This window comes from Butyrivibrio sp. WCD2001, assembly GCF_000424485.1.
In the GTDB taxonomy this organism is placed as follows: Bacteria; Bacillota; Clostridia; order Lachnospirales; family Lachnospiraceae; genus Butyrivibrio.
This window is the reverse complement of sequence record NZ_AUJZ01000004.1, coordinates 35,456-53,915: the sequence shown is the minus strand read 5'-3', so window position 1 is coordinate 53,915 and position 18,460 is coordinate 35,456. Positions and strand designations below refer to the sequence as shown.

At 43.4% G+C, this 18,460-nt stretch carries 18 protein-coding genes; 14 read left to right on the top strand and 4 right to left on the bottom strand.

Annotated features, from left to right (window positions below):
* The first annotated feature begins 9 nt into the window (after window positions 1-9).
* The 14 genes from G630_RS0103370 (at window position 10) to G630_RS0103305 (ending at window position 14,916) form a co-directional block, all read left to right on the top strand.
* Complete coding sequence (locus tag G630_RS0103370; protein ID WP_081667775.1) at window positions 10-1,203, top strand: trans-sulfuration enzyme family protein; 1,194 nt, start codon at window positions 10-12, stop codon at window positions 1,201-1,203.
* A 76-nt stretch (window positions 1,204-1,279) separates the two neighbouring features.
* A complete protein-coding gene (gene carB, locus G630_RS0103365) occupies window positions 1,280-4,534 on the top strand; it encodes a carbamoyl-phosphate synthase large subunit (protein ID WP_026497752.1) in 3,255 nt (1,084 codons plus the stop codon).
* A gap of 289 nt (window positions 4,535-4,823) precedes the next feature.
* A complete protein-coding gene (locus G630_RS20530; RefSeq protein ID WP_196805209.1) occupies window positions 4,824-5,369 on the top strand; it encodes a hypothetical protein in 546 nt (181 codons plus the stop codon).
* A gap of 33 nt (window positions 5,370-5,402) precedes the next feature.
* Complete coding sequence (locus tag G630_RS0103355) at window positions 5,403-6,311, top strand: radical SAM protein (RefSeq protein ID WP_022761474.1); 909 nt, start codon at window positions 5,403-5,405, stop codon at window positions 6,309-6,311.
* 10 nt (window positions 6,312-6,321) lie between these two features.
* Entirely contained in the window at window positions 6,322-6,684 is a 363-nt protein-coding gene (locus G630_RS0103350) for a NifB/NifX family molybdenum-iron cluster-binding protein (protein ID WP_022761475.1), read from the top strand.
* Window positions 6,685-6,706: 22 nt separating this feature from the next.
* The gene (gene nifH, locus G630_RS0103345; RefSeq protein ID WP_022761476.1) at window positions 6,707-7,549 is read left to right on the top strand and encodes a nitrogenase iron protein; all 843 of its coding nucleotides are present in this window, start codon (window positions 6,707-6,709) and stop codon (window positions 7,547-7,549) included.
* Between the two features lie 47 nt (window positions 7,550-7,596).
* Window positions 7,597-8,553, top strand: coding sequence for a transporter substrate-binding domain-containing protein (locus tag G630_RS0103340; protein ID WP_022761477.1), 957 nt, complete (start codon window positions 7,597-7,599; stop codon window positions 8,551-8,553).
* Window positions 8,554-8,577: 24 nt separating this feature from the next.
* Window positions 8,578-10,047: a nitrogenase component 1 gene (locus G630_RS0103335; protein WP_022761478.1), complete on the top strand. Its 1,470-nt coding sequence runs from the start codon at window positions 8,578-8,580 to the stop codon at window positions 10,045-10,047.
* Window positions 10,048-10,049: 2 nt separating this feature from the next.
* Entirely contained in the window at window positions 10,050-11,402 is a 1,353-nt protein-coding gene (locus tag G630_RS0103330; RefSeq protein WP_022761479.1) for a nitrogenase component 1, read from the top strand.
* A 4-nt stretch (window positions 11,403-11,406) separates the two neighbouring features.
* On the top strand, window positions 11,407-12,102 hold the full coding sequence (locus G630_RS0103325; protein WP_022761480.1) for an amino acid ABC transporter permease: 696 nt from the start codon (window positions 11,407-11,409) through the stop codon (window positions 12,100-12,102).
* 3 nt (window positions 12,103-12,105) lie between these two features.
* The gene (locus G630_RS0103320; RefSeq protein ID WP_022761481.1) at window positions 12,106-12,807 is read left to right on the top strand and encodes an amino acid ABC transporter permease; all 702 of its coding nucleotides are present in this window, start codon (window positions 12,106-12,108) and stop codon (window positions 12,805-12,807) included.
* A 37-nt stretch (window positions 12,808-12,844) separates the two neighbouring features.
* The gene (locus tag G630_RS0103315; protein WP_022761482.1) at window positions 12,845-13,597 is read left to right on the top strand and encodes an amino acid ABC transporter ATP-binding protein; all 753 of its coding nucleotides are present in this window, start codon (window positions 12,845-12,847) and stop codon (window positions 13,595-13,597) included.
* Window positions 13,598-13,703: 106 nt separating this feature from the next.
* The gene (locus tag G630_RS0103310) at window positions 13,704-14,099 is read left to right on the top strand and encodes a NifB/NifX family molybdenum-iron cluster-binding protein (protein ID WP_022761483.1); all 396 of its coding nucleotides are present in this window, start codon (window positions 13,704-13,706) and stop codon (window positions 14,097-14,099) included.
* Between the two features lie 193 nt (window positions 14,100-14,292).
* Entirely contained in the window at window positions 14,293-14,916 is a 624-nt protein-coding gene (locus G630_RS0103305) for a GDSL-type esterase/lipase family protein (protein ID WP_026497750.1), read from the top strand.
* A gap of 18 nt (window positions 14,917-14,934) precedes the next feature.
* On the opposite strand, the gene G630_RS20525 is transcribed toward G630_RS0103305, so the two are convergent.
* The 4 genes from G630_RS20525 to G630_RS0103285 are packed head-to-tail and all read right to left on the bottom strand — an operon-like array spanning window position 14,935 to window position 18,454.
* The gene (locus tag G630_RS20525; RefSeq protein WP_049946067.1) at window positions 14,935-15,723 is read right to left on the bottom strand and encodes an ATP-binding cassette domain-containing protein; all 789 of its coding nucleotides are present in this window, start codon (window positions 15,721-15,723) and stop codon (window positions 14,935-14,937) included.
* A gap of 7 nt (window positions 15,724-15,730) precedes the next feature.
* On the bottom strand, window positions 15,731-16,720 hold the full coding sequence (locus G630_RS0103295; protein ID WP_026497749.1) for an ABC transporter ATP-binding protein: 990 nt from the start codon (window positions 16,718-16,720) through the stop codon (window positions 15,731-15,733).
* Window positions 16,713-17,540, bottom strand: a complete 828-nt coding sequence (locus G630_RS20520; RefSeq protein ID WP_022761487.1) for an ABC transporter permease — start codon at window positions 17,538-17,540, stop codon at window positions 16,713-16,715. Before G630_RS20520 ends, G630_RS0103295 begins: the two co-directional genes overlap by 8 nt.
* Window positions 17,537-18,454 carry an ABC transporter permease gene (locus G630_RS0103285; protein ID WP_026497748.1) on the bottom strand — a complete coding sequence of 306 codons (918 nt, stop codon included), beginning with the start codon at window positions 18,452-18,454 and terminating at the stop codon, window positions 17,537-17,539. Before G630_RS0103285 ends, G630_RS20520 begins: the two co-directional genes overlap by 4 nt.
* Between the last annotated feature and the right edge of the window lie 6 nt (window positions 18,455-18,460).

Genomic DNA, 18,460 nt, shown 5'->3' with positions numbered 1-18,460 from the left:
GTGATTAGTATGGATTGCAGTGGGTGCAACAAGTGTACAGATGTAAATTGCAGCATAGAGACAAAGTGTCAGCAACTGGACAGAAATCTTTTGGATAAGTGGGGAGCTATCAGCTATCCAATATATCAGACAGCTACTTTTGCACACCCGGGACTTGGGGATACAACGGGCTATGATTATACCAGAATGCAGAATCCGACAAGAAAGCAATTGGAATCTATAGTTGCCTACCTTGAAAACGGGAAGGATGCTATTGCATTTGCCAGCGGAATGGCAGCAATAGCAACTGTAATGGAGCTTTTTAGCCCGGGAGATCACTTCATTATTGATGAGGATCTTTATGGTGGGAGCATCAGACTTTTTAATGAGATAAGTAAAAAGAACGGTCTTGAGTATACAGCGGTTAGTCTTAGCAGCGAGGATATAACACCTTATATAAAGGAAAATACGAAGGCTGTTTATCTTGAGACACCAACAAATCCTATGATGAATGTAACTGATATAGAAGAGCTCTCTAAAATAACTAAAGAAAAGGGACTATTACTTATAGTAGACAACACTTTTTTGTCACCTTATTTTCAGAATCCTCTTAACCTCGGAGCTGATATTGTTCTTCATTCCGGAACGAAGTTCCTTGGAGGACATCATGACACTATAGGAGGGTTCGTGGTTGTTAAGGATGAAGAGTTGGATGAGAGATTAAGATTTATCTACAAGACAACAGGTGCAGGACTTTCACCCTTTGATAGCTGGCTCATTCTTCGTGGAATCAGAACTCTTGCGGTAAGACTCGACAGAGCACAGGAAAATGCGCTGGCGCTTGCAAAATATCTAAAGACTAACAAGCACGTGACAAAGGTAATCTATCCGGGACTCACTGAACACCCGGGGTATGAGATTATGAAAAAGCAGGCCAGAGGTTTTGGTGCTATGTTGACATTTGAGGTGGCCTCTGCTGAGTTTGCGCATTCGATTTTAAATAATGTACAGCTTATTTATTTTGCTGAGAGCCTTGGTGGGACAGAGACACTTATTACCTATCCGGTTACTCAGACACATGCGGATGTACCAAGGGATCTTCTTGAAAAGAATGGGATCAATGACAGAGTATTAAGGCTTTCTGTAGGAATTGAAGGCATTGCAGATCTAATCTGTGAGTTTAATCGAGTGTTTGCGATTGCAGAAAAAGAGAACCAAAAATAATTAAATTTACTACTTGTTTTATTCTTCCATGGATAATAAAATTTTTAGAGAAAAATTTTAGGAATGGGAGAGGAACATGGCACAGAGAACAGATATCCACAAGGTACTAATAATCGGCTCAGGCCCTATTGTCATCGGACAGGCTTGCGAATTTGACTATTCGGGAACTCAGGCCTGCAAGGCGCTTAGGAGTCTTGGCTACGAAATCGTCCTGGTTAATTCCAATCCGGCTACTATCATGACAGATCCGGAGATGGCTGACAGGACTTATATTGAACCCCTTAATGTAGAGCGCGTTGCCGCTGTAATTGAAAAAGAAAGACCGGATGCCCTTTTGCCCAATTTGGGAGGACAATCTGGTCTTAATTTGTGTTCGGAACTTTATAAGGCGGGTGTCCTGGAAAAATATAACGTCAAGGTTATAGGTGTTCAGGTAGATGCCATTGAGCGAGGCGAGGACAGAACAGAGTTCAAGAAGACCATGGATATGCTCGGCATCGAGATGGCCAGATCCAAGGCCTGCTACAGCATCGAAGAGGCGCTGGCTGAAGCTGATGAGCTTGGATATCCTGTTGTTTTAAGGCCTGCTTACACTATGGGCGGAGCAGGCGGCGGCCTTGTTTACAATAAAGAAGAGCTTCAGACAGTCTGTGCCAGAGGTCTTGCTGCATCAATCATTCATCAGGTTCTTGTTGAGGAGTCAATCCTTGGCTGGGAAGAGCTTGAGCTTGAGGTTGTAAGAGATAAGGACAACAACATGATCACCGTATGCTTTATTGAAAACGTTGATCCTGTCGGTGTCCATACGGGAGATTCCTTCTGTACTGCGCCTATGCTCACTATAGATGAAAAGCTTCAGGAGGAGCTGCAGCGCCAGGCCTATAAGATTGTAGAGCACATCGGAGTTATCGGTGGTACGAACGTACAGTTCGCTCACGATCCGAAGACCGGAAGAATTGTTGTAATTGAGATCAACCCCAGAACTTCAAGATCTTCTGCACTTGCAAGTAAGGCGACCGGTTTCCCGATTGCCCTTGTATCAGCAAAGCTTGCAACCGGTTTAACACTTGCTGAGCTCCCTGATTCCAAGTTCGGAACTCTCGATAAGTATGTGCCGAACGGTGACTACGTTGTTGTTAAGTTCGCGCGCTGGGCGTTTGAGAAATTCCATGGAGTAGAGGATAAGCTCGGAACACAGATGAGAGCTGTGGGCGAAGTAATGTCCATCGGTAAGAACTTCAAGGAAGCTTTCCAGAAGGCGATAAGATCCCTTGAAAAGGGCAGATACGGCCTTGGAAATGTGAAAAAGTATGAGGATATGGATAAGGAAGAGCTGTTGCATCTTCTTAAGGATGCTTCTTCTGAGAGATATTTCCTTATATACGAAGCCTTCAAGAAGGGCGTGACAGTAGATGAGATATTTGACATCACAAAGGTTAAGCACTATTTCCTTACTGAGATAAAAGAGCTTGTTGATGAAGAGAGCGCTATTGTATCCGAATTTGCAGGAAAAGTTCCTACTAAGGAAGTCCTTGTCAAAGCTAAAGAAGACGGATTTGCAGACCGCTACCTTGCAGGACTTCTTGATGTTTCTGAAGATGATATCAGAAAAAAGAGAGAGGAGTTCGGATTCCTTGAGAGCTGGGATGGCGTACATGTATACGGAACCGAAGGCGCTGCTTATTACTACTCAACTTATAAGACTGATGCGCAGCTGGAGAATCCCAAGGATATGTCATCCACCAATAAGAAGATTATGATCCTCGGTGGTGGCCCCAACAGAATCGGACAGGGTATCGAGTTTGACTACTGCTGTGTACATGCAGCACTTGCTCTTAAGAAACTCGGATTTGAGACAATCATTGTAAACTGCAATCCCGAGACGGTATCAACAGATTACGATACTTCAGACACACTTTACTTCGAGCCTCTTACACTTGAGGATGTTCTTCAGATTTATAAAAAGGAAAAGCCGGTTGGAGTCATCGCACAGTTCGGAGGCCAGACACCTCTTAACCTCGCAGCTAAGCTTAAGGAAGAGGGCGTAAATATCCTTGGAACAACTCCCGAAGTAATAGATCTTGCAGAGGATAGAGATCAGTTCCGCATGATGATGGAGAAGCTTGAGATTCCTATGGCTGAGTCAGGAATGGCATCAAATGTAGAGGAAGCAAAAGCTATAGCCGCAAGAATAGGCTATCCTGTAATGGTTCGTCCTTCTTTCGTACTTGGCGGAAGAGGAATGGAGATTGTTCGCGACGAAGAGAGCATGGAAGGTTACATGAGAGCAGCTGTCGGCGTCACACCTGACAGACCGATTCTTATAGACAGATTCCTTCATAATGCACTGGAGTGTGAAGCTGATGCGATAAGTGACGGAGAGAGAGCGTTTGTTCCCGCAGTTATGGAGCACATAGAGCTTGCAGGTATTCACTCAGGAGACTCTGCCTGCATCGTTCCTTCAAAGCATATTTCTGAAAAGCATCTTAAGACAATCGAGGAGTACACCAGAAAGATTGCTGTAGAGATGAACGTCGTTGGTCTTATGAATATGCAGTATGCGATTGAGGACGACACTGTTTATGTACTTGAAGCAAATCCTCGTGCATCCCGTACTGTGCCGCTGGTATCCAAGGTCTGTGGTATCAGAATGGTTCCCGTTGCTACAGATATTATTACTTCTCAGCTCACAGGAAGACCTTCGCCGGTGCAGGGACTTATAGAAGCAAAGAAGAATACAGAACCCGAATATTATGGCGTAAAAGAGGCTGTATTCCCCTTCAATATGTTCCCGGAGGTTGATCCGGTACTTGGACCTGAAATGCGTTCAACAGGTGAGGTACTTGGACTTGCAAAAACTCCCGGAGAAGCCTTCTTTAAGGCAGAAGAGGCAGCCGGTGCGGTTCTTCCTCTCGAGGGTGCGGTTCTCATATCACTGAATGAGGAGGACAAGCCCGAAGCAGCAGAAATCGCCAAAGGCTTTGCTGATGATGGCTTCAGGATTTATGCAACAGGCAAGACCTATGAGACCATCGTAGAAGCAGGCATAGATGCCACAAGAATTATGAAAAACTACGAGGGCGGCAGACCCAACGTAGAGGACATAATTAAAAATGGCGAGGTTCTGCTTGTAATTAACACACCTATCGGAAAGGGTGCAAAATACGATGACGCATATCTTCGCCGCGCAGCCATAAAGGCACGTCTTCCCTACATCACCACAGTTGCTGCAGCCAAAGCCGCAGTACAGGGAATAAAGGAAGTTAAGAAGGGCGGATGCGGAAACATCAAGTCCCTTCAGGAGTACCATAATACGGACAGTAATAAATGATTAAAAATGCAGGGTAAAAGATTTTATTATACCCAGCCATAAGTAATACTTGATTTTCCCCGGTCGGTTACTATGTTAGAATTCATCTAACCTTAAAGATAACCGACCGGACAACCGGAGGTTTACAATCACTTCATTTCATTTGTGAAGCGTGTTGTAAACCTCCTTTTTTATTTCATGGGTCATGTCCTGTGAAATAAAAATGAATCCGCAGGTTTATGGAAGGAAAGGAAAAATGACAATCTCGGCAAGTTTTTTTAAAGGTTATGAAAATACAAATGATCCGAAAATGGATTTTAGAAGACGAGAAAGAGAAAAGGTGCGCTTCTATAAATCAGGGAAAATCAGGGCGGTGTATTTAAACGGACAGACTGATATAGAAACTGATTACGGGATGATACCTGCAGAGCTCATAACCTTTTACGAGAATGGAAGCATAAAAAGAATTTTTCCCAGGTATGGAAGAATAGGAGCCTATTGGTCGGAGAAAAACGAAGCCGAGATTACCGCGTATTTAGACTTGAAGGTGGGGAAAACGATCTACAGATCAAGACCACAGTGTCTGTACTTTTTCCCTGATGGAAAGCTTAAAAGTATAACCATTTACAACAGCGACACACTGATAATCAGAACAAAGTACGGAGACATCAAAACAAACATAGGAATTTCCTTTTACAGATCGGGAAAGATTAGAAGCATCGAACCGGCATTTAAGACAGAGATTGAATATAAAGGGAAAAAGATTAGACCTTTCAATTTTTTTGCAGACGGAATGCACGCCGATGACAATTCGCTGGTCTTTGATGAGGAGGGATACATCCTAAGCTACATCTGACAACCGGAGTTTAGACAGACAGGAGTAACACAAATGAACAATAGCACTAATACATTACTTGAACTAAATGATCCGCTGGAGCACATTTCAAACCAGCATCCCTGCTTTGGAAAGGGGCCCAATCTTAATAAAGGAAGAATTCATCTTCCGGTAAGTCCTTCCTGCAACATACAGTGTGCTTTCTGCAACAGGACAAGAAATAAGGATGAGAAAAGACCGGGAGTTACTTCAGAAATACTTACGCCCAATGAGGCGGCGGAAATACTTGATAAAGCCTTGGAGCTTTGCCCACAGATAACAGTGGCAGGTATCGCAGGACCGGGAGATACACTCGCATCCGATTATGCGATAGAGACTTTTAAGCTTATAAAGGAAAAGCATCCGGAACTTATAAACTGCCTTAGCACAAACGGATTACTTCTTGAAGAAAGGGCACAGGAACTCATAGATGCAGGAGTAAAAACAGTAACAGTAACCGTCAATGCAGTTGATCCCAAGGTACTGAAACATATATGCCTCTGGATTGTAAAAGACGGAGTTACCTATGTCGGGGAAGAGGGTGCAAGAATTCTCATAGATGCACAGCTTCGAGGAATCAAGAAGATAAAGAAGCTTGGAGCTATGGTAAAGGTCAATACAGTTCTTTGCCCGGGAATAAATGATGAACATGTCGAAGAAGTCGCCAAAACCGTGGCAGGACTCGGTGCAGACTTTATGAATATCATACCGCTTATTCCGACGCATAAGCTCTCACATTTAAAAGAACCAGATTGCATGATGCTTCATGAGGCAAGAACAAAAGCTGAAAAATATATAAGAGTTTTCAGGCATTGCCAGAGATGTAGGGCGGACGCAGCAGGTATTCCCGGAAAGCTCGAAATATCGGATCAGTTGTATGACATAAAGAAACTTAATGCGAAAAATACATTTTCACACGGATAAGGAGGCTGGCATGAAATATCAGGTGGCGTTGGCGTCCTATAGCGGAGAGAATATAGATCTTCATTTCGGAAGATGCGTAAAGTTTCTTATCGCAGAAATAACAGATAACACTAATTGGGAATATGTGGATGAAATAGATACCGGGCTTGCTTGTAACGGAGGATGTGACCATGAAAACATCGAGGCGGTTGCAGAGAAAATTAGTCATTGCAAATATGCACTTTCAGCGAGGATAGGCCCCGGTGCAGCAAGGATTCTTTTGAGCAAAGGCATAAAAGCTCTTGAGATAGAAAATGAAATAGATCAGGCCATAGAAAAGCTGATGATTTATGACAGAGCTCACAGTGATAAAGCTCTGGTAAAACACACATAAGAATGGAGGAGAGTTTGAAAAAATGGCAGAGTTAAGACAAATCGCAATTTACGGAAAGGGTGGAATCGGAAAGTCCACTACAACACAGAACCTGACAGCAGGACTTGTTGAAAAGGGACAGAAGGTCATGGTAGTAGGCTGTGATCCTAAGGCAGACTCGACACGACTTCTGCTTGGCGGACTTGCACAGAGAACAGTTTTGGACACCCTTAGAGAAGAGGGAGACGATGTTGATATCGACAGCATCTTAAAGGAAGGCTTTGGAGGAACAAGATGTGTTGAGTCAGGCGGACCTGAGCCCGGTGTTGGATGTGCAGGACGCGGAATCATTACTTCAATAGGTCTTCTTGAACAGCTTGGAGCGTATACAGAGGATCTTGATTATGTATTTTATGACGTACTCGGCGATGTAGTTTGTGGTGGTTTTGCAATGCCTATCCGTGAAGGAAAAGCTCAGGAAATCTATATTGTAGCAAGTGGTGAGATGATGGCTCTCTATGCAGCCAACAACATCTCCAAAGGTATCGCAAGATATGCTAAGACAGGCGGTGTAAGACTTGGCGGTATCATCTGCAACAGCAGAAATGTTGACAGAGAGCTGGATCTGCTTCGCGCGTTTTCTAAGGAGCTTGGTACCAAGCTTATCTACTTTGTTCCCCGTGACAACGTAGTACAGCATGCAGAGATTAACAAGAAGACAGTCATAGAGTATAAGCCGGAATCAAATCAGGCTCAGGAATACAGGAATCTTGCGGAGGCGGTAATGAACAATAAAGACCTTGTAATTCCCACACCCATGACACAGGAAAAGCTTGAGGAAATCCTTTCGGAGTTCGGTCTTATGGCTGATGATTATCAGATTTAAGTGAGGCAATAAAAACCTATATATTACAAACAATCAGGAGGAAGATTATGAAAAAGAGAAAAGTTTTGGCAGTATTAACAGCAGCAGTATTGGCGCTTCAACTTGCAGCATGCGGTAGCGCAAAGGCCAGTGAAAGTGCAGCGGGAAGTGACAGCGCAAAAGCAGAGGATGCAAAGACAGAGGACGCAAAGACAGAAGAGGCAGGCTCATCTGAAGGCGGTTCTTCAAACCACATTGTAATCGGCTGCAATATTTCAGTATCAGGTGTTAACGATTATCTTGATGAAGATGATAACCTCACAGGCGCTACAGTTGAGCTTATGAGAGCAATCGATGACAAGCTCGAGGATTATGAGTTTGAGTATGTACCCACATCCTTCGATGATGTATTTGTGGGAATCGAGGCTGGAACCTACCAGGGCGGCGAAGCTAACTGCTTCTTAACAAAAGAGAGAATTGAAAAGTATGCAATTCCAAGTGAAAACATTGGTGCAAGCTACATAGGTCTCCTTGTAAAGAAGGAACTGGGCGATCTTACAAGCTTTGAGGATGTTGCCAACAGACAGAAGAGCGAAGGACTTACCTTCTATTCAATGCAGGCAGGTAACGGACTTACATATCCTGTAGAGGTTTACAACGAGGAGCATCCTGACAATCAGATCGAGTTTGAGTACACATCAGAGAATACCAACAGCGAAGTAAATAACTGGATCATCAATGGCAGATATGATGTAGGTCTTGCACTTTATTCAAACTGGCTTACTAACTATGTTGCTGAGGATGGAGCTTATCACGATGCAGTCGATGATCTTGTTTGGATCCCGATTCAGATAGTTGGTGTTTATAATCTTTTCAACAAGGACAAGGTTGACCAGAAGTTCCTTGATGCTTATGACGCAGCACTTAAGGAGCTCAAAGAGGAAGGCAAGGCACAGGAAATCAGCAAACAGTTCTATGGATATGATCCATTTGAAGAGGATATAAAGGACTTAACAGACAATTAAAAAGGGGTTAGAGGTTAATAACTTATGGCTATCAATTTATCAACCGGAGCACCGGTTATACGTGAGCGCAGACTGAATGCGATACTCAGCTATAACGGAACTGCTTCAGATTTAAATGAAAAATCAAAAAATGCAGAATTAAAATGCTCCGGCAGACGCTATGGTCAGTGTAGTGACTGTCAGGAGGGATGTGCACAGTCAATGGCTTCCTTCGTAAAGGGCGGAGCAGTTGTGGCACATGCTCCAATTGGATGCTTTGCGGCAGGCGACAGTGTCAGAGATAATGCAGGACGCGCCGTTACTGCAGCAAGGAAAAGGGGCGAGTTTTCAAATACCGCTATCTGCACCAATATTCAGGAAAAGGATACCGTATACGGCGGAATGGAAAAACTGAGGAAGGCACTAAGAGAAGCCTACAAGAGACAGAATCCGTCAGTAATTTTCATAACGACCTCCTGTGCATCAGGAATCATCGGTGATGATGTGGAGTCAGTTGCTGAAGAGATGGAAGATGAGCTTGGTGTTCCGATAGTTCCCATCGCCTGCGAGGGCTTTAAGTCAAAGGTCTGGTCCACAGGGTTTGACGCAACCTTCCATGGTATTTTGAAGAAAATTGTGAGAGAGCCCAAAGAGCGCAAGAAGGATGTTGTAAATATCTTTAACTTTGAAGGAACAGATACTTTTACACCTCTCCTTGCAAAGCTGGGACTTAAGACCAACTATGTTGTGCCTCTTGCAACCTATGAGGAACTGGCTAGTCTCTCAGAAGCTACCTGCTCAGCGCAGATCTGTGAGACTCTTGCAACCTATATCGCTCATGGTCTTGAGGAAAAATTCGGGGTGCCTGAGGTAAAAGCACCTGCTCCCTACGGCATTAACTGGACAGATGGATGGCTTCACGAAATTGCGAGACTCACAGATAAGACAGATGTTGTTGAGGATGTGATTGCAACAGAGCATGCAAGAATTGCAGAGGAGCTGGAAGAACTTAAGAAGAAATTTGAAGGAAAAACGGTTTACATTCTTGCAGGCGATGCCTACACCTACAATCTCTCAAATCTTGTAAAGGATTTAGGACTTAAGATCGCAGGTGTTACAGCACTTCACCACGATCAGAAGGCAGATTCCGGAGAAATAAACATCTTAGAGAAACTCGTTGAATCAGCCGGAGACATCCAGAACTTTAACGTATGTAACAAGCAGCCCTACGAGGTGGTGAAAATCTTAAAGAAGGTTAAACCCGATTATCTTATCGTTAGACATCAGGGACTTACAGTACTCGGTTATAAATTGGGAATACCTACAATATTTGAAGGAGATGCAAACTATTCAATCGGATATGACGGAGTTATACGTCTGGGTAACAGATTATGGGAAGCTTATCTGACCAGAAAGTTCAATGAAAACGTTGCCGCACATTCGGAATTTCCTTACACAGACTGGTGGATGAATGAAGTTGATGATCCCTTCTATTTTGAAAAAGGAGGAAAGTAGTCATGAGTTCAATCATAGAAAAGCCAAGATTCTCCTGTGCTCTTGCAGCGCAGCAGACAGTACTGGCAATTCCCGGAGCAGCACCGATAATACATGCAGGACCGGGTTGCGCATCCAAAGCATCAGGTTTTGCGGGAGTTCAGGCAGGACAGCAGGGTGAAGGCTATGCCGGAAGAACCCATGTATCCTGTACAAATGCAGGCGAAAAGGAAGTTGTATTCGGCGGCGAAAAAAATCTTGAAGAACTTGTTGAAGGTGCACTTAAGGTAGTAAAGGCAGACCTTTTCGTAATTCTTTCAGGATGTACCGCGGGAATCATTGGTGATGACAGTGCAGGTGTTGCCGGAAGATTTTTAAGAAACGGCGATCCGGTTGTGGGTGTAGATACCGCCGGCTTTAGAGGGAATAATTACTTCGGACACGAGGTGGTGGTTAAGGCAATCGTTGATCAGTTCGTTGGAAAAGTTGAGCCTTCTGTAGAAAAGGGACTTGTTAATGTCTTTGCTTCGGTACCTTTTCAAGATGCTTACTGGAGAGGCGATCTTGATAATTTAAAGAACATCCTGGAGAAGCTTGGACTTAAGGTGAACGTGTTATTCGGACCTGCATCGGGTGGGGTAGACGAATGGAAGACTATTCCGAACGCGCAGTTTAACCTGCTTGTTGGTCCCTGGGTAGGTCTTTCGATTGTAAAGCATCTTGAGAAAAAGTATGGCACGCCATTTTTACATTATCAGACACTTCCTGTGGGAGCTCAGGAAACAAGTAAGTTCCTAAGAGCAGTTGGAAAGTTCGCAGGCCTTTCGGAAGACGCTGTGGAGCAGGTTGTAAATAAAGAAGAGAAGAGATTCTACGACTACTTTATTTCCTTTACGGACTTCGTTGCAGAGCAGAGAAATATCCTTCCCTATCAGCTTTACGTAGTAGGAGACAGCTTATATTCATCAGGAGTTACATCTTATCTGACTAACGAACTGGGATTTTTGCCGCAGGGAATCTATATCATTGACGATCCGTCCCAGGAACGCGAAGAGAAGATTAAGGCAGCATTTGATGAGAGTACTGAGAATGTAAGTGAAATCATTAAGTTCGAGGCCGATGGAGGACTTATCACCAGAGACATTGAAGAGAAGATAGGAAGCAGCAAAAAAGCTATTATTTTCGGAAGCTACTGGGAGAACAATATTGCCAAGAAAACAAATAATTATTTTGTTAACCTTAGTCTCCCGATTGCAACAGAGATAATCACATCATCAAGCTATGTCGGCTACGATGGAGGATTAAGGCTTATCGAAAAGATTTACAGCCTTGCCTTTAACAGAGGAAACTTATCATCAAGAACACACGTGGAGTAAATCTATGCGATTTAAATTAAGCACATTTTTTGAATATTTTGTAAAGCTTTTGCCTTATCTTAAAGTGACCTTTACTTATGCAGGGCTTTCGCTGCTTTTCGGAATATTCTTCGGATTTCTGTTTGCCTTTTTCAAGCTGGGAAAGAGCCGCATATTAAGGGGCATAGCCAATGTATATACGGCGGTTTTCCGCTCGATACCACCGGTTGTACTTTTATTCCTGGTATATTACGGGATACCAATGGTGGCTGAGGCGGTGACGGGCAATAACATGGGAAGAAAAGATCCGATTCTTTTCGTTATCATAACAGTGACACTGCTTGCTACCGCATCCCTTACGGAAATCATGAGAAGTGCATACAAATCGGTTGATAAGGGACAGTATGAGGCCGGAGTAAGCATAGGACTTACAGATATTCAGACCTTTTGCAGGATAATCTTTCCGCAGGCACTTCTGTATGCGCTTCCGAGCCTTGGAAATCTGGTGATCTATCTCATTAAGGAAGGTAGCCTTGGCTTTACGATCGGTCTGGTAGATATTTTCGGAAAAGCAAACACGCTGAATCAGAATACCTACAGTAATCACATTCTGGAGATATACATAGCATTGGCTGCCATGTACTGGGTGGTTGCAATTGCATCCGAAAAGCTTCTTAAATTTGCGGAGCAAAGAGTAAAACGAGAACTGGGGAGAACATAATACATGTCACTTAATACCGAATTTATTTACAATACTTTTTTTCTGGTGCTAAAGGGCGTTCCTGTTACATTTAAAATAGTCGGAGTCGTACTTCTGATATCACTCCTCTTTGGATTTTTGTTTGCTGTCATCAGAACTAACAGCAACGGAATCATATCGAAAATTCTGGGAGTATATGTTTCCTTTGCAAGAGGCACGCCGGTTATGGTGCAGATTTACCTGATCTATACAGCTCTGCCGACGGTGTTGGCACCGTATTTTAAGGAAAAAGGAATTGGTTTTGATGTCTACTCAATCAAGGGGATGACCTATGCATATTTCATTTTTTCCTTCGGAATGATTCCCGTTATGAGCGAGATGTTTCGCGGAGCGCTTGGGGCAATTGATAAGGGACAGCTCGAAGCAGCAAAGGCTATAGGCCTTAGCGTGCTTCAGGGCTACAGAAGAATCATTCTTCCACAGGCAATTGTTAATTCTCTTCCTGTTCTGTGCACCAATATCACCGGACTTGTAAAACTTAGTTCTCTGGCATTCGCGGTTTCGGTTTTTGAAATTATGGGAATTGCGAAAACGGAAGGAGCGAAGTTTACCTGCTATGTTGAGGCTTATCTGATCATTGCTGTTTTATATGTTGCGATTAATCTGGGAATAGAGGTGATCTTTAAGGTTATCGAGAGGAGAATCAGGCTATACCATCCGCTGTAGAAATCGTCCTATACAAAATTTTGAAGAGGTGGAATAAATGCTTAAACTAGAGAATGTACACAAAGCCTTTGGGAAAAATCAAATTCTGAAGGGTGTCGATATTGAAGTAAATAAAGGGGATGTCATAGTAATTCTTGGCCCCAGCGGGTCGGGAAAAACCACCTTGCTGCGAAGTATAAATTTCCTGGAGAAGGCGGACAAGGGAAAGCTTACGCTTGATAATAAGACTATGGATATGCATCACTCATCCAGAAAAGATATATCCTATGTGAGAAAAAATACAGCTTTCGTTTTCCAGAACTATTGTCTTTTTAATAATAAGACGGTTTTGCAGAATGTAACGGAAGGTCTTATAGTTGCCAGAAAGGTTCCGAAGAAGGAGGCTGTGGACATTGCCATAAGTGCACTTAAGAAGGTCGGACTTGAGGATAAGCTTGATCTTTATCCGGCACAGCTCTCAGGAGGAATGCAGCAGCGTGTAGGTATAGCTAGGGCCGTTGCAGTTAATCCCAAGGTTATTCTGTTTGATGAGCCGACTTCAGCCCTTGATCCAGAGCTCGTGGGAGAGGTGCTCTCTATAATTAAAAAGCTCGCAAAGGAAGGAACTACCATGATAGTAGTGACACATGAGATGAGCTTTGCAGAGGACGTGGCAAATAAGGTAATTTTCATGTCTGACGGAGTAGTTGTTGAACAGGGTTCACCCAAGGATATCTTCTACAAGCCCAAGGAGGAGAGAACCAAGCAGTTCCTGAAACGAATCCTCCCTGAGTCTGATTACGTGATATAAAAATACGATAAAGATTTTGAATAATAGATGAAGGTGGCTGATAATATAATTCTGCCTTCTCCCTCTGGGAGAAGGTGCCCCGAAGGGGCGGATGAGGGGATTAATCATGGTATACAAAATTGCAGTAGCATCGTCCGACGGCATTTATTCCGACCTGGAATTCGGCACCGCGGATCAGTTTTATATATATGATGTTGACGACTGTGCAAAAATTACATTCAGTGAAATAAGAGAATGGAAAAAAGAAAATACCAATGGGGAATTAAGAGAACCCTTGTCTTCGGAAGGATATGACTCTTCTGGTAACTGTGAACATCCCGGAAACAGATGCGGCAAAGGTTCTGAAGAAAAGGTGAAGCTATTGGAGGATTGCCGATGCATCATATGCACCCATATCGGTCCTAAGATGAGTAAACAATTTACTGTTCGGGGAATTTCTATTTTCGATATAGAGGGTGAATTAGAACCGATAATAAAACGTATAGCTGAATATTATAAGTGATGAAAACTGTAGCAGATTGTAACGACACGATCGCTGCAGTTTTTCTTTTGCAGGGTAGATTGTGGTATAGGATATTTTTATATCCAACTAAAAGTTTTGGATATTTTACATCAAGACCCGGGACAATCATAATAAATTTATGAAATGTAATTAGTCAGTACTCGGCATTTTTTAAAATTATGAGGTGTGAATTATGGCAAACATTCTTGCTTTTGGAGATTCAAATACATGGGGACTTATTCCGGGAACAAAGGAGAGATATCCCTGGGGGAAAAGGTGGACAAGTATAGTTCAGGACAAACTAGATGACGGAAGAATTATTGAGGATGGTCTTTGCGGAAGGACAACCGTTTTTGACGATCAGCTTCGCCCTTTCAGAAAAGGTGCGGAGATACTTCCTCTCAGTATAGAGAGTAATTATCCGCTGGATGCTGCAATCATCATGCTTGGAACAAATGACTGCAAAACAATTTTTCATGCAAATTCACATATTATAGGAAAGGGACTCGAACTTTGCCTTGATGAGCTTGAAAAATATATAGCACCTGAGAAAATACTGGTAGTTTCTCCGATAAAGCTCGGTGAGGAGGTTTACCTTCCCGAGAAGGATCCTGAATTTGATAAGGCCTCCGTTGCTGTCAGCAAAAACCTTAGACAGGAGTATGAGATAATTGCAAAAAGGCGCGGTAACCAATTCCTTGCAGCTTCCGATTTTGCAACGCCCAGCGCTGTAGATGACGAGCACATGGATGAGAAGGGGCATGAAAAATTATCCGCAGCTATTATTGAAAAACTCGAAGAAATGCAGATAGCATAACAAAAATGATATAAACGGTTATTCTGCATATTCTATTGTAGGTATGGCTGCAAGCAGGAATCTGGTGTACTCATGCGCAGGGCTCTTATAAATGCTCTGCGCATCTGCGATTTCACAGATTTTTCCATCCTTCATCACACATACCCTGTCGGATATGAAGTTGACAACAGACAGATCATGACTGATAAAAAGACAGGAAAGCCCCAGCTCTCTTTTGAGTCTTTTTAATAGATTCAGAATCTGAGCCTGCACGGAAACGTCGAGGGCGGACACTGATTCATCGCATATAAGGAGATCGGGACTAATAGCTATAGCACGTGCAATACCAATACGCTGTTTCTGACCTCCGGAGAATTCGTGAGGGTATTTGTTTGCAGCACTTTCTTTTAGCTCCACCATGTCAAGGAGTTCCAGAACGCGTTCATCAATTTCCTTATTATCTTTACATACATTCCAGATTCTTAGAGGCTCTGCTATGATGTCTCTTACCTTCATACGGGGATCCAGAGAAGAAGCGGGATCCTGAAAAACCATCTGAATTCTCTTGCGGTAAGGCCTGAATGCATTTTCTGAAAGATCACTTACATTTACCCCATCAAAAATAATCTCGCCTGAATCTGGTCTTATAAGGCGCATGAATAGCCTTGCAAGCGTGCTTTTTCCGCAGCCGGATTCCCCGACCAGTGAAAGGGTTTCTCCCTTAAACATGTCAAGATTAAGATCATTAACAACTATGCGCCTCTTTTTTCCGTCTATAGGAAAGCTTTTGGTAAGGCTTTTGGCAGATAAAATAACCTGTTCATTCATTACTTATTTACGCCCCCTTAATTGCAGTATGACAGCTGACAAAATGTCCTTCCGAAATCTTTGTTTCACTTGGACGTTCAAAAAAGCATTTGCGCTCGTCATCGCTGCACCTTAGGCAAAAATCACATCCGACGGTTTCCTTACCAAATTCAGGGATGTTTCCGGGAATCGTTGTAAGATAATCGGGATTGGAATTTATTCTTGGAATAGAAGAGAGCAGTCCTCTTGTGTATGGATGCATCGGATTTTTAAAAAGCTGAGTTACCTGTGCTCTTTCGAGGATTCTTCCCATATACATTACGTACACTTTATCGCATAACGAGGACACCACACCCATATTGTGTGTGATAACAAGAGCACTCATATTACGTGCGGTGCACATTTCTTTTATGAGCTTCAGAATCTGAGCCTGTATTGTGACATCAAGGGCAGTAGTCGGTTCATCTGCTATAAGAAGATTTGGCTCGCAAATCATAGCCATGGCTATCATGACTCTTTGCCGTAGGCCGCCTGAAAGCTGGTGAGGGTAAGCGGAATATCTGCTTTCAGGATCAGGAATTCCAACCTCTTCAAGTATTTTGACAACTTTGCCCCTGGCATCGGCACGGCTTTTTACCAGCTTATGGATTCGCAGAGCTTCCGCAACCTGATCGCCGATTCGCATCAGGGGATTAAGTGATGTCATGGGTTCCTGGAAAACCATTCCCATCTTTGGACCGCACATCTTCCGCAGCTCTTTTTCATTTAACTTTGTAAGCTCGGTCTCAGTGCCATTGGAATCCTTCCAGAGAATACTTCCTGTTACATGAGCGCTATGCGGGAGAATACCCATAATTGACTTTGCGGTCATGCTTTTTCCGCAGCCGGATTCACCGACAAGCCCTACTATCTGACCTCTTGGAATATCTATATCTATTCCTTTTACAATAGGAATTTCTTTTTTATCTTTTCTTACGGAAACAGTAAGGTTTCGCATTTTTAATAAAATATCATCCATAACTGTTCCTCCTCGGATCAAGAATATCCCTTAGCGCATCCCCGAGAAAATTAAATGAAAGCACAAGCAGCATGACCATGCCCGAAGGAGCAAGTGAAAGCCAGGGCATCAGGAAAAGATACTGTCGTGAATAACCTGTCATGAGTCCCAGAGATACTAAAGGCGGCTGAATTCCGATTCCCAAAAAGCTCAGTGTACTTTCTGCAAGAATCGAGGAGGGGATATTCAGAGTAAAAAGAACAATAAGTGTTGGGATTAGATTCGGGATTATGTGACCGAATATTATGCGAAGTCGTCCTGCACCGATTCCTACAGATGCTTCTATATATTCGTTTTCATAGATTTCCAGTGCAGCTGTTCTTACAACTCTTGTTATGCCGCCCCATTCGATGAGGACCAGCGCGATTACGACAGAGGAGAGGGAACCGCCAAAAGTATACAGGACAACCATTGAAAGAAGCATACCCGGAATTGAGAGCATAATATCTGCCGAACGCATGATGATAAAATCAGTGGCTCCTTTAAACGAAGCTGCGCATACTCCGGCTATGGTTCCAATAAGAACAGCCAGAGAGGTGGGGATGAGTGCTATGAAAAGAGAAATTCGTGTCCCATAGAATATCCTTGTAAAAACATCGCGGCCCAGCTCATCGGTCCCAAAGAGATGGCCATTCCCCGGTGGCATGAGTCTTCCCGCCAGATCCTGAGCTGTCTCATTGTAGTGAGAAAGGAGAGGTGCCAGCGTGGACAGAATCACCACAATCAGTATTATTGCGCCTGATACCAGCACAGTTTTGTTGTGAATAAGTGATTTTTTCATCCTAACCTCAATTTTGGATTAAGTATCGTACCTATGATATCAGCCAGAATACCTCCAACTGCGATAAGAAAAGCTGTGAACAGAACTGTGCCCTGTAATAGGGGCATATCTCTTGTCTGCAGAGCGGTAAGAGCAAGTTTTCCAAGACCGGATATGCTAAACACACTCTCGGTGATAACAGCACCTGATAACATCTCAGCGAGCTGCAGCGCCATCATTGTTATTACCGGAAGAATTGCATTTTTCAGAGCATGGAATACAACAGCTTTTTTGTATACAAGTCCTTTGGCTCTTGCGGTGTCGATGTAGGTCGCACCCAGCTGCTCCATAAGACTGGAACGCGTCAGTCTGGCAACGCTTCCCGCACTGTTCCAGCCAAGTGCAATAGCAGGTAGGATCAGGGAGACAAAGCTTCCGTCATATACAAGAGGAAGAAGCGATAAACGGAAATAGAACATATATTGTAAAAAAAGAGCCACCATGAATACAGGAACAGATATACCGAGGAGAGCGGTTCCGCGGAACAGGTAATCAAGGAACTTCTCGTTATACATAGCGGAGATAACGCCTGAGACAATTCCTATTGTCCATGCAAAGGCGATGGCCAAAAGCGTCAATCTGACAGTATAGGGAAAAGCCTGCAGGATAAGCGATAGCACAGGCTGCTGCATAGTATAGCTTCGCCCTAAATCACCTCTGAAGACTCCTAAAAGATAGGTTAGGAACTGTTCAGGGAGACTTTTATCAAGCCCCATGTTCTGCGTTAGCCTGTCAATATTGGCCTGGCTGACATGTTCATTTAATAAAACGGACACGGGATCGCCGGGTATGATTCTTAGCATAATGAATATCAGTGCGATTACACCAACAAGGACGATAACCACACCAAGTATTCTTCTGGGAAGTTCCTTCAAAACATA